Origin of the sequence: Bacillus sp. OTU2372 (genome assembly GCF_038440275.1) — a bacterium.
Taxonomy (GTDB): domain Bacteria; phylum Bacillota; class Bacilli; order Bacillales; family Cytobacillaceae; genus Neobacillus; species Neobacillus bataviensis_B.
Window position 1 is genome coordinate 968,704 of the sequence record NZ_JASATK010000001.1, and the last position, 13,140, is coordinate 981,843.

The window sequence follows — 13,140 nt, forward strand, 5'->3', positions numbered from 1 at the left end:
AAACAAAGAGGTTTTTTTCGTTATGAAAATTTCCTAGTAATTACCATGTTTTTTTGTTGGTCTTGTATTCTTAGATCGGTTAAGTTTAGGGTTTATTTTTCCGAAAATTGCTCCTGAGTTGGGATTGTCCAATACACAACTAGGAATAACCGTTTCTGTCACTGGATTATTTTTTGGCCTTTCTACTTTGATTTTTGCCAGTCTCTCTGACTTTTTAGGTAAAAAGAAACCCATACTTGTCATTTTTGTGTTTCTATTTTCGATTGCAACCTTATTATCAGGGTTTGTCGGTTCATTTGCTACATTACTATTAGTAAGAGGCATCATGGGATTAGCGGAAGGCCCGGTGATGCCTCTGGTTCAATCGATTGTGATCCATGAGTCTTCGGAAAATAGAAGAGGTCTAAATATGGGAATCGTGCAAAGTTCTTCTTCCTTAATTGGAGGAACATTAGCACCTGTGCTGACCGTTACTCTGGCTGCTTCTTTTGGCTGGAGATCTTCCTTTTATATCATCGCAATCCCGGGGATCCTAATGGGTCTGATCATTTGGAAATTTTTAAAAGAGCCAAAGCCAAGTATGTCCCCTCATGTGGTACCAATAAAGTCTAAACCAGCTAAAGCTGATTACATTCGTGTTTTTAAGACAAGAAATGTTTGGTTAAGTACAATTGTTGGTATTTGCAATATGATTTATATTTTATCACTTACTGCTTTTTTACCTACCATATATGCAAAATCTACTAATTATGGGAAGCACAAAATGGCATGTTATTAGGCCTCATGGGTCTGATGATGTTTATTGGGCAGTTCGGGGGTGCAGCTATTTCAGATCGTATTGGCCGATTACCTGCAATTAAAGTATTCTCTTTATTAGCTATATTCTTTCCTATCTCAATAGCGCTTTCTTACCACAACTTCGGAGTCTTACTCATCTCCATTCTTGTTTTCTCTTTGGGAAATGGCTACCAGCCATTAATTATGAACATTATTCCTGCTGAGTCTGTTTCAAGGACATTTTCAGCAACAGCAATAAGTTTTGTTATTTTAACTAGTGAAATTATCGGCGGCAGTTTTGGTCCAACTGTGTCAGGCATACTGGCTGATCGATTTGGACTTATGGCTCCTTTATGGGTTACGGCAGCCGCCGCCTTTGTTGGGTTCCTTCTCACGTTTGGCATAAGAGAAACCGCACCTATTAAACTAAAAAATTCGAGCAATAAAGAGATATCAGCTCAAACATAAATTTGGGAAAGGAAGGTAAAAAATCCTTCCTTTTTGTTATTTGTAAGTTAAATTTAATTTAAATCGCATTTAGAATAGGTTAAAAAAATGCATTAAATTTTTAATCTGAAATATTAATTTTTTCTTTTAAAAAGGAAAATGGATATAAAAGTGTATGGAATTGGGGAGAAAACAAAATAGTTTTACTGATATTGAAGAGGTATATTTTTAATAGAACACAATATAGTAAGCATTTACTATAAGTGGATTGAATCAAAAAGGAGTGAAAATACATGTTTGAACAGTACTTAGTCTGCGAAGATGGTTTTCGAAATGTGGTGGAAGACGGACAGGTAGTTGGCTTTGAAGTAAAATTACGGATTCCATATTATCGTGGAATTGCTTTGTCATTAATTAATAGTATAGATTTAGAGATAAATGATCAATCTTATGCACACGATGATATGATTTTTTCAGTAGAAACCGGCAGCTTTCCGTATCATGAATTATCAACCGCGATCAATAATCGCTGGGAATTCGGAGAAAAGGCAACATTATTCGTGAAAAAACCAGGTGGCTTAGAAGCAGGAACACATAAAGTACATGCTGTTGTTAATTTACGTATTTCCTATTTGCCATGGCCTAATATTGGAGATGATATCAAACAAATAACACTTGAAGAAGATAGAATTATAGCTTAGTTAAGAGGAGGGTTTTAAAATGAGCAAACAAGCAAACATTAAGCGTGGAGTTTCATTATATAGTTACCAGGAAGAATACTTTACAAGAAAGTTAACTTTAGAACAATGTATCGCTGAGGCGGCCAAAGCTGGTGCAACAGGGATTGAATTACTGCCAGAACAAATGCTTACAGGATTTCCTAAGGTAACGGACCAATTTGTTGACCAGTGGTTTGGCTGGATGGATCAATATGGAGTCGAACCGATTGCCTATGATGCGTTCTTAGATAACAAATTATTCCCTAATCGCTTGTTAACACTAGAAGAAAATGTGGAAATGATGGTTCGGGATCTAAAACTTGCCAATAAACTAGGGTTTAAGGTGTTAAGAACATTGGTTTCCACACCATTGGAGGTCGTAAAAGCAAGCCTGCCTTACGCTGAAGAGTTTGGTGTCAAAATTGCGCTTGAAGTTCATGCTCCTTTCACCTTTGGGACACGATGGTTTGAAGAAAGACTGGAATATATCATGAAGAGTGGAACAAAGTGGTTTGGGATTATGCCTGACTTAGGCATCTTTGTGAAGAGAATGTTACCTGTTATGGAGCAAAGATATATCCGAGATGGGGCTACCCCTGAGATCGTTCAATTGGTCAGTGACAATTATGCCACTGGTCTTGATAAACAAGAGACATTTGAAATCGTAAAAAGTATGAAGAATGCCAATAATAAAGATGTGGAATATGCAGAACTAGCAAAGCATTTTGTCTATACTGATCCTAAAATCCTTAAAGACTATATTCCTTATATTATGCATGTCCATGGAAAATTTTATGAAATTACAGAAAACTACGAGGAACCTAGTATTCCATATAAAGAGATTATCGAGGTTTTAACAGAAGCTGGATATGAAGGCTATATTGACAGTGAATACGAAGGAAACCGTCACATCCAAGATTATATGGAAGTGGACAGCGTAGAGCAAGTTAGGCGTCATCAAGTCTTGTTAAGCAATTTACTTAATAAATAAAATGATTGTTAGGAACCTTGAAAAAGGTTCCTATTTAATGTTAATGCTAATTATTTGCACTTACTGGAATATTATTAAAAAAATGTCGAATTGACTTCTTTTGTGCTATATTTAGAAATAAAAGACTATTAAATAGTTTTTGTTTTTTAAGAGGTGATTGAAATGAGTGGTACACACATTTTCCAATCTTCAATAGATTCAAAATTGATAACGGTTTCGGTTATGAATCGTAAGAGTAATCTAGAGCATGCTCATCGAGACATTGAATTGATCTACATGATAAAGGGGCAGCTTCAAGTGAAAATCACGAATAATACCTATCACTTGAACAAATCTGACTTTATCTTGATCAATTCAAATGAATTTCACTCTTTTCAATCTGAAAATGATAATTTATTTGTTATTTTTCATATAAATTATTTAGAATTAAGTTCATTGATTAGTCAAAAAAATTTATTATTTACTTGTAATTCAAACCAGCAGAGCCATTCTTCCGATCAGGAATTGAGAAATGTCATTGAAGAATTATTATCGGTATATATGCAGCAGAGAAATGATTCTGAGGTAGAAGCATTAGAGAAAACGTTTAAATTAATCTCATTATTAAAATTAAATTACTTAAAAAGTACGAATCAGCTAGAGTTACAAAACTACTCAACTAGCAAAGGTCAAAATGAACGATTATCTGAAATCATGGAGTATATTCAAAGTAATTATCGGGAGCCCTTAACGTTAGAGGAAGTTGCAGGTCTCCATTTCATCTCTGTTCCTTATTTGTCAAAATTTTTTAAAAAACAAACAGGAAAAACTTTTTCTCAATATATAAATGAAATTCGTCTCGCCCATGCCGTTAACGAATTAGTTAACACAGACAAGCCAATTACTCGTATCGCCTTAGACAACGGATTTCCAAATTTAGCGGCATTTAACAGGGTCTTTAATGAAAGTTATCAGTTAAAGCCTGTGGAATACCGTAAACAGATGTCAGATACAACCGAAAAAGAGGAAATGATTACTGAAGAAATTAGTAATCATGATCTTGGTGTAGTATTTACTGAGTTGCAGCAATATCTTAAAAGTTCAGTAGAGCAAAAGGTCGAAACACTTCCTCAGTCGACAGGAACAGTCGAAACAGAAACAATAAAATTAGGAAAATTGGATGCGTTTACGAAGTATTGGAATAAGCTTTTGAATATTGGGTATGCAAAAGATATATTAAATTCGGATATGCAAGAGCAAATCACACTCCTACAAGGTGAAATCGGCTTTACCTATGCCAGATTTTGGGGATTGTTTGGAGATGATATGCTAGTGGAAGATCGTTCGGGTGGAAAAATCACTTACAATTTTTCTAATACAAACAAATTATTGGATTTTCTAATCAAAAATAAATTAAGACCTTTTATTGAAATTGGTCCAAAACCTAAAATCATCCAAAAAGCTGTAGGCGAGACAATTGTTGAACAAACAATAAGTGAGAGGTCACTAGAAGAATGGACAAACCTTTATAGGGCCTTTTTACTGCAATGTATTCAGCGATATGGAATTGATGAAGTCGAGACATGGTATTTTGAAATGTGGAAACCACATATGGATGTATCAAGAGGACAAGACGAAAAAAAATTTATAGATGAAATCAATAATACTCCTGATATTGATCCAAACCATTTTAAAGAGTATTTTAAGATATTCAGTGAGTTTAAAAAGCATACAAAAGAACTTATTCCTTCAGCAAAGGTTGGCGGTTGCGGAATAAGTATGGGTTTAGAAGGAGAAAGACTTGATTCGATACTTAATTATTGGAGAAAAGAGGAGATTCATCCTGATTTCCTTTCCCTATCTCTTTACCCTATCGAAAAAAATCGTGATAAAAAAAGGGTACCTATTAAAAATTTAAATTCGAACAATCCTCACTATGTACTGGATAAGTTGACTGAGGTAAGAAAAGCTTTAAAAAAAGCGGGATTTGAGGGTTTAGAACTGAATGTGACAGAATGGAACATTTCCATATCAAATCGCAATTATCTGAATGATAGCTGCTTTAAAGCTTCATACATTGTAAAGAATATCATTGAGAATTTGAATCTAAATCATGTAAACATGATTGGTTATTGGTTGTTTTCTGATATTTTTAGTGATTTTAGAGATTCTAAAAATCTCCTGCATGGCGGGGCAGGATTGGTGACGAAAAGTGGAATCAAGAAACCAAGCTACCATGCCTATATGCTGTTAAAACAATTGGGTGAAATTCTTGTTGCCAAAGGTGACCATTATGTTGTGACAAAGCGGTCTGGACATCGCTATCAAGTGATCTGTTTTAACTACAAACATTTTAACTATTCTTATTATTTACATTCTGAAGGAAGTATGGGAATTCACGAGCAATACGAAATTTTTGAGAACAATGAAACGATAAGCCTATCACTTGAAATACAAGGACTTGCCAATGGAAAGTATCGTTTAAAGGAGCTTAAATTGAACCGCGACTATGGGAGTGTTCTTGATGAATGGTTGAAATTTGGTGCCGTGGATGATATGAAACCAGATGAAGTAGACTATTTAAAGCAAATTTGTGTTCCTGATATGAAAGTGGAACATCATGTTGTGGAGAATGAATCGATTGTTTTAAAAGGAGAACTCCAACCGCACGAGGTAAGATTATTTGAATTTAATTTGTTAATAAGTGACCTATAATAGTTTTAAAACTAAAGAGATTAAAAATCTAGTGTAGATTTTTAATCTCTTTTTTTCATTCATTCATAAATTTAAATAAAAAGAATGAAAATCATTGCTTAATGGTTAATTGCAAGAAAGATATGAACTTACTTATTGATTAAAATAAGAATGTAATCGGTACTTAAAATATTTTCAGTTATATAGATCATGTTCTAAAAATAAAGGAAGAAGGTTTTAGTATGATGCAGCTTGGAATGATTGCAGCACCAACGGAAGAAAGTTTTCAAAAGGCGAAGCGAAAAGGGTTAGATTTTATAGAAGTTTGTGTAAATGAAGGTCAAGATGTGGATGCGTTTTACCGTAACCGCGTGAACCTACTTAATTGGAAAAATGAATATGGTATTAGCATTGGCTCGATTGGAAGATGGAAATCATTGCGTATTAATGAAAAAGGCAGCGTCATCGAAGAAGAGCTAGAAAGATGCTACAGACTGATTGATGTGGCAAGTGAATTAGGATGTACTAACTTTGTAAGTGGCTGTAACTTTGTGGAAGAATTATCTTTCTATGAAAACTGTACAGCTGCCATTCAGTTTTTCTCATTATTGATTGACTATGCGAAACCAAAAGGAGTAAAGGTCTCTACTTACAACTGCCGAAAGGTGAATTTTGTCAATACTCCAGATGTTTGGAAAATTGTTCATGGTCATTTGAAGGAATTAGGAATCAAATTTGATCCTTCGCACAGCCGATATTTTGGCGGCGATTACCTCCAGGAAACACTTGATTGGGGTGACCGCTTCAACCATGTCCATTTAAAGGGTTCAATGATTATCAATGGCGTGAGAGTAGATGAACCGCCGGCAGGCTTGGACCAAACAGATTGGAAAACATTCATTTCATTATTAAGAGTAAAAGGTTATACAGGCGGATTAAGTATTGAACCGCATTCTCATGTATGGACGGGAGAACTGGGGGAAAAGGGAATCGATTACACGATTGAGTATATGAGGAAACTAGCATTTTAAATAGGGGAGAAGTGGTCAAATGAACGACAAGAAACTACGTTATGGATTAATCGGAGCGGGAAGTAATGCGGAGAGAAAGCATCTAAATAATTATATGATACTGCCAAATGTCGAATTAGCCGCCATTTGTGATGTGAATATCGAAAATGCACAAAGACTAGCCCAAAAATATAATATCCCAAAAGTCTATCGTAATTATAAGGATATGCTAAACAATGAAGAGTTAGATTTAGTAAGTGTTTGTACCCCAAATTACCTGCATGCGGAGATATCTATTTATGCACTTGAAAAAGGGGTGAATGTGCATTGTGAAAAACCTCTAGCGATTAATGCACTAGAAGCTCAAAAAATAGTCGAAGCTAAGATTAAATCGGGAAAACAGGTGATGGTTGGTTTAAATAATCGTTTTACAAATGAGGCGGTTTATTTAAAGAACTATATTGATGCGGGTTACTTAGGAGATATCTATCAAGTAAAGGCCGGCTGGATTAGAAGGAGCGGTATTCCAGGGAGAGGCACATGGTTTACAAATAAGGATTGTGCTGGCGGCGGAGTGATGATTGATTTAGGTGTACATTATCTTGATTTAGCACTATACCTTATCGGGATGCCGGAACCATCGTACGTTACTGGAGCCATTCACCAAAATTTTAGTCATACCACTACACGTAACCGCAATGGTTATAAAGGAAATCCAAAGGGGGTCTTTAATGTAGAAGATACAGCTATAGGCTTCATAGGACTTCAAAATGGGGCAACAGTAAATTTTGAATTCAGCTGGGCTTCTAATATTGAACAAGACAAAACATTTGTGGAAATATTAGGGACAAAGGGCGGAGTGAGCCTTATAAATGGTGAGTTAAAGTTACACTCTGAATTATTGGATACTTGCGTGGATATATCGCCAATTCTAAATCCTAATATTAAATTAAAAAATGAGTTTGAACATTTTACAAATTGTATTTTATCTGGTGGAGAATTAATCGCTCCAGCTGAACATGGTGTTTACATGATGAATATAATCGATCATTTTTATAAAGCAGCCCATAAACAAAAACCAGTAATCTTTGAAAATAGTAAAGACAATATTCTTTTGTTCTCTTCTTCATTTTGAGAAATAAAATAGGTAGAAACTAGTCTTAATTTCTATTAAAAAGGGGTCTTATAAAATGAAACCATTTAAGGTAATGTCCTCCTTCGTAATTACCGGGATGTTAATGATCTCATTGGCAGCATGCAGCAGCAGTACGGATAAAGCTTCCACCACTAAAAAGGATGACACTGAAAAAATAACGATTGGCATGTCATTCCCGGCAGCAGACCATGGCTGGATGGGCGCTGTCATTCAAAATGCAAAGGATGAGGCTAAAAAGTTAGGTGTGGAGATTGTCGTTTCACAGGCTGACAATCCGAACAAACAAACGAATGATGTAGAGGACTTAATTACAAAAAAGGTCGATGCCATTGTCCTCCTGCCAATTGAAACAGACTCGATGACACCTGTTGCAAAAGAAGTAAAAGATGCGAAAATTCCATTATTTGTTTTCGACCGTGAATTAAACGATAAGAATTATACAGGATTAGTAAAAGGGGACAATTCAGGAATCGGTAAAAATGCCGCAGATTTTATTGGAGAAGAACTAAATGGAAAAGGAAAGGTAGCGATTATTTCATCTGATCCAAGTTCCGTTAATTCACTGCGTGTTGGCGGTTTTGAGGATCAAATCAAATCAAAATATCCGGATCTCAAAGTGGTAGCCAATCAAAGCGGAAGTTTCCAAAAAGAGAAAGCCTATCAAGTTATGCAAAACGTCCTACAAGCTAATTCTCATATTGATGCAGTATATACGATTGATGACGAAATGGCAATCGGCGTATTGCAAGCGATTAAAGAAGCTAAACGGGACGATATAAAAATTGTTACAGGTGCCGGCGGATTTAAGGATTTCTATCAAGCTATTAAAGATTCCAATGATATTGAACTGGCAACCTTCACCTACTCACCGCTTATGATTAAAACAGCCGTTGATCAAGCAGTAGACAAGGCCAAAGGGAAAGCGCCTGAAAAACAGGATACAGTGCTGCCAGCAGAAAAGGTGACAAAGGACAATGTAGATAAGTATATCGATCCGAATGCAAACTATTAAAATGTGAAATACAGACAAAATGGCTGTCCTAAAATTAGAGGCAGCCTTCGCGCATGGAGGGATTTTTATGGAGATTGCGCTAAAAATGTCAGATATAAAAAAATCATTTAATGGGGTACCGGTATTAAAAGGAATCAATTTAGAAATTGGCAAAGGCGAAATTCATGCACTATTGGGGGAAAATGGAGCAGGAAAAAGTACGCTAATGAATATTTTAGGGGGAATTCATCAGTCCGATCAGGGATCTGTCGAGCTATTTGGAAACAAAGTGTCCATTCCTAATCCTCATACCTCAAAAAATTTAGGTATTGGTTTTATTCATCAAGAACTAAACCTGGTAAGTGATCTAACCATCTATGAAAATCTTTTTTTGGGAAAAGAATCGACCAATGCACTGGGTTTTCTGGAAAAAAAGAAAATGGTTCAAGAAACGAGCAGAGTATTAGAGCTTCTTGATGTTCATTTAAATCCAAAATTACTTATTTCTGAACTCGATGTTTCGATGAAGCAAATTGTAGAAATTGCCCGGGCCCTTCTTCAAGATAGCAAAATCATCATCATGGACGAGCCAACCACATCTTTAACAGAGAAGGAAATCACTAAACTGTTTACAGTGATGAGGAATTTAAAAGAATCCGGCTATTCGATTATTTTCATCTCTCATAAACTAAAAGAAGTTTTATCAATTTGCGATCGTTATACTGTCCTCCGTGATGGAGAGCTAGCGTCTTCAGGTGATATAAAGGCTGTTACGGAAGAGGTATTAGCTAAATATATGATTGGTAAGGAAATGAGCAGTACGGAGCAATATGTAGCTAGAGAATTGGGTGAAACATTGTTAGAAGTAAAAAATCTATCTGCTCAAAACTCATTTCATAACATTCATTTTTCATTAAGAAAAGGAGAGATTCTTGGGTTTACTGGCCTATCCGGCGATGGACGGACGGAACTATTTGAAACTATTTTCGGTTTCCGTACTAGATATTCTGGTGACATTTTGTTAAAAGGTGAAAAAGTTAAGGTAAATCATCCGAAGGAAGCTGTTTCAAAGGGAATTGGATTTGTTCCGAAAAATAGAAAAGAAAATGGGATTGTTAAAGATTTAAGTGTACTGCAAAATATGACACTATCTTCTCTAAAAAAATTTACGAACCCCCTCTTTGTCAATCAAAAAAAGGAGGAGCAAGCTTATCAGGTATATCAACAACAGCTTAATATTAAAGCTGTAGATATTCATTCGTCCATTGCTAACTTAAGTGGTGGGAACCAGCAAAAGGTTATCTTAGCCAAATGGCTCGAAGCGGACATGGAAGTCATTATTTTAGACAATCCAACCCAAGGTGTTGATATAGGAGCAAGAAATGATATTTATCAATTAATGCTTGAATATGCGAAGAAAGGCAAATCATTTATTATCCTGACTTCCGATTTCAGTGAAATTAGGAGAGTTTGTGACCGAGTATTCGTCATGTATCAAGGGGAAATCACTGCTGAATTAGAAAGAGAAGAAGCAACCGATGAAATGCTTATGATTTATGCTACTGGAGCCAGAATGAAGGAGGTTTTCACTAAATGAGTTACGTTCAAAGGTTCTCTTCCATTTGGGGCAAATATAGTTATTTAATCGCCTTTTTAATTATTTTTATTATCTCAAGTATCATAAATGAGAATTTTTTAGAGTCTAATAACTTAATAAATATTCTAAGGCAATCGGCTATTATTGGGATTATTGCTCTCGGTCAGACGATTGTTATTTTGTCCGGTGGATTTGACTTATCCGTCGGTGCTACGCTTGCATTGTCCGGATTTTGCGGACTATCAGTATTAAACTCCACCCATAGCATTTTCATCGGTATTATTGCGACGATCGTATGTGCCCTGCTGATAGGATTAGTAAACGGTTTATTAGTGACAAAGGGTAAAATTGCCCCTTTTATTGTCACACTTGGTGTCATGGCAATGGCCCGCTCCATGACTCTTTATCTTGCAAATGGAGGAAGTATAAGCGGGACTATATCGACTGTTACCAACATCGCGAATGGAACAATATTTGGAATTACCTATCCTATATACCTCTTTATTTTGTTAACTTTTTTTGTTTACATTCTTTTAAATAACATGAGATTTGGGAGGTATTTATATTCCATTGGAAGTAACGAAAAGGCCTCTATTTTGTCAGCTATTCGTGTTGATCGGATTAAATTAATGGCCTACATGCTTTGTTCCGGTTTAGTTGCCGTTGCCGCTATTATTGAATCTTCACGTTTAAATTCTATTTCATCTTCAAGCTCGGGATTAAACTATGAATTGGATTCCATTGCAGCGGTTGTCATCGGTGGGACGAGACTTTCTGGGGGAAAGGGCAGTATTGTAGGGACCTTCTTTGGTGTATTAATTTTAGGTGTGTTAAATAATGCGATTAACTTAATGAATGTTTCACCGTATTTGCAAGGCCTTGTTAAAGGAATGATTATTATTATTGCCGTATTACTGCAAAAAAAAGAAACGGTAAATGGATAGAAAAAGTTTTAGAGTTTAACAAAAATAAATTAGAATAGATAGACAACCTATGACTTGTTATAGGTTGTTTTTTTATCCTCAAATAAACAATAACTTTAGGTAATCGGTCCTAGGAAAATAATAATCTGTTTTTAATAAGAGTGTGATAATATAGCTAAAAAACTCAAACTAATGACTTATAATAAAAAAATTGTCCGAATTTAATGAAAAAAGGTTAAGAATAATACCTACTTATTTAATCTTTTCGTTGTAACTCATAAAAACTTACTATAAAGGATAAAAAATTATACTATTGTGCTTAATTAAATGAAGGCGGTTACATGTGGGTTACGGTACGATAATTGTAACAGTAGCTACTGAATGATTCGCAATTTGTAATTGAGGTATTTTGAACTAGGAGGATAAGAAATGGCAAATGGAGCAGTTCCACAAACAAAAGAAAGTTTGGTAGTACCTCAAGTTAATGGGAACCTTAGTTTTCTTACAAAATTAAGTTATGGGTTTGGAGAGTTCTCTGCGAGCGTGGTTTGGAGTTTAGCAGCATCTTATTTACTGTTCTTCTATACAGATGTTTTTGGCATTGCTGGAAGTGCGGCAGCAGTAATTTTACTAGTCGCAAGGGTTTGGGATTGTTTTGTAGATCCAATTCTTGGGTTAATCATGGAAAGAACAAAAAGTAAACATGGTCGTTTTAGACCATATATTTTATACGGTGCAATTACACTTGCTCTTCTAAATATATTAACCTTTTATACTCCAGATTTTTCCGGAACAGGTAAGGTTATATATGCTGGAGTCACCTATTTATTATTAGGTACTGTTCACTCTGTGGTAAACGTTCCTTATGGTGCTTTGGCGACTGTCATGACAAGGGATACACATGAGCGAACTAGTTTAAACTCATATAGAGGATTTTTTGGACAAATAGCGGGTATTCTCACAGGTGCTGCGGTAATGCCTATAATCACTCTATTGGGACATGGAGATCAACAAAATGGTTTCTTTTACGCATCTATCCTATTATCAGTAGTTTCAGCTCCATTATTGTTCTTGACATTTAAGAATAGTAAAGAAGTGATTGAGCCTACAATTGCGGAAAGACCGACACTGAAAGAATCTCTAAAGGCTGTTGGAGCTAATAAACAATTACTATTAATATTAATCAGTCTTTTCGTAGTATTATTGGGTGTTTTTGGAAGAATAGGGACATTGACGTATTACTGCATTTATGTGTTAAATCGTCCAGATTTGATTGCGGTTTCATTTACAATACTATCTGTTTGTGGAGCTGTTGGGGCTTTCTGTCTTCCATTTATTGCAAAATTCCTTGAAAAGAAAACTATTTTAATAACAGGTTCAATCATTACAGGTGCAGCGTTAATTGTGTTATTTTTTATACCTGCTTCCAATATTCCTATGGTCATCTTATGGACAACCATCGCAAGCTTACCAACAGGTGTTGCAAGTCCTATGATTTTCAGTATGGTTGCGGACTGCATAGATGATTATCAAGTAAAATCTGGTCTTCGTGCGGATGGTGCCATTTATTCTTTTACAAGCCTTTCTACCAAAATTTCCATTGCCGTAGCGGGAGCAGCAAGTGGAGCTATACTTAGTGCCATCGGCTATGTCGCCAATAATCAGCAGACACCGGAAGTAGTTCATGATATAAACATGTTAGTAAATTTGGCACCTGGTATTATATATATATTAGCAACCGTTCCGTTATTCTTTTATAAAATCTCTAAAGCAAAAGCGGTGGAGAATACAAATGAACTTTTAAGAAGACGAAATAAGCTAACTATGTAGTTATGAGCTTATAAGTTACACTATGA

General features: G+C 35.5%; 10 protein-coding genes and 1 pseudogene. All 11 read left to right on the forward strand.

The window, feature by feature from the left end; all coding sequences use genetic code 11:
* Nucleotides 1–61: 61 nt before the first annotated feature.
* Nucleotides 62–778 (forward strand): annotated as a pseudogene (locus AAHB15_RS04580) (MFS transporter); the annotation flags it as partial.
* A complete protein-coding gene (locus AAHB15_RS04585) occupies nt 769–1,245 on the forward strand; it encodes an MFS transporter (RefSeq protein WP_342041831.1) in 477 nt (158 codons plus the stop codon). The pseudogene AAHB15_RS04580 and the gene AAHB15_RS04585, both read left to right, overlap by 10 nt.
* Before the next feature lie 272 nt (nt 1,246–1,517).
* Entirely contained in the window at nt 1,518–1,925 is a 408-nt protein-coding gene (locus AAHB15_RS04590) for a C-glycoside deglycosidase beta subunit domain-containing protein (protein ID WP_335575722.1), read from the forward strand.
* 19 nt (nt 1,926–1,944) lie between these two features.
* Nucleotides 1,945–2,934, forward strand: coding sequence for a sugar phosphate isomerase/epimerase family protein (locus AAHB15_RS04595; RefSeq protein WP_335575723.1), 990 nt, complete (start codon nt 1,945–1,947; stop codon nt 2,932–2,934).
* A gap of 162 nt (nt 2,935–3,096) precedes the next feature.
* Nucleotides 3,097–5,628, forward strand: coding sequence for a GH39 family glycosyl hydrolase (locus AAHB15_RS04600; protein ID WP_342041832.1), 2,532 nt, complete (start codon nt 3,097–3,099; stop codon nt 5,626–5,628).
* Nucleotides 5,629–5,849: 221 nt separating this feature from the next.
* The gene (locus AAHB15_RS04605) at nt 5,850–6,638 is read left to right on the forward strand and encodes a sugar phosphate isomerase/epimerase family protein (RefSeq protein WP_342041833.1); all 789 of its coding nucleotides are present in this window, start codon (nt 5,850–5,852) and stop codon (nt 6,636–6,638) included.
* 19 nt (nt 6,639–6,657) lie between these two features.
* Nucleotides 6,658–7,752 (forward strand): Gfo/Idh/MocA family protein, encoded by a 1,095-nt coding sequence (locus AAHB15_RS04610; RefSeq protein WP_335575726.1) that lies wholly within the window; start codon nt 6,658–6,660, stop codon nt 7,750–7,752.
* 55 nt (nt 7,753–7,807) lie between these two features.
* Nucleotides 7,808–8,785, forward strand: coding sequence for a substrate-binding domain-containing protein (locus AAHB15_RS04615; RefSeq protein WP_342041834.1), 978 nt, complete (start codon nt 7,808–7,810; stop codon nt 8,783–8,785).
* A 67-nt stretch (nt 8,786–8,852) separates the two neighbouring features.
* Nucleotides 8,853–10,361: a sugar ABC transporter ATP-binding protein gene (locus tag AAHB15_RS04620; protein ID WP_342041835.1), complete on the forward strand. Its 1,509-nt coding sequence runs from the start codon at nt 8,853–8,855 to the stop codon at nt 10,359–10,361.
* On the forward strand, nt 10,358–11,305 hold the full coding sequence (locus AAHB15_RS04625) for an ABC transporter permease (RefSeq protein WP_342041836.1): 948 nt from the start codon (nt 10,358–10,360) through the stop codon (nt 11,303–11,305). The genes AAHB15_RS04620 and AAHB15_RS04625 overlap by 4 nt, the downstream gene beginning before the upstream one ends.
* Nucleotides 11,306–11,713: 408 nt before the next feature.
* Nucleotides 11,714–13,114, forward strand: a complete 1,401-nt coding sequence (locus AAHB15_RS04630) for an MFS transporter (protein WP_335573861.1) — start codon at nt 11,714–11,716, stop codon at nt 13,112–13,114.
* Nucleotides 13,115–13,140: the final 26 nt, after the last annotated feature.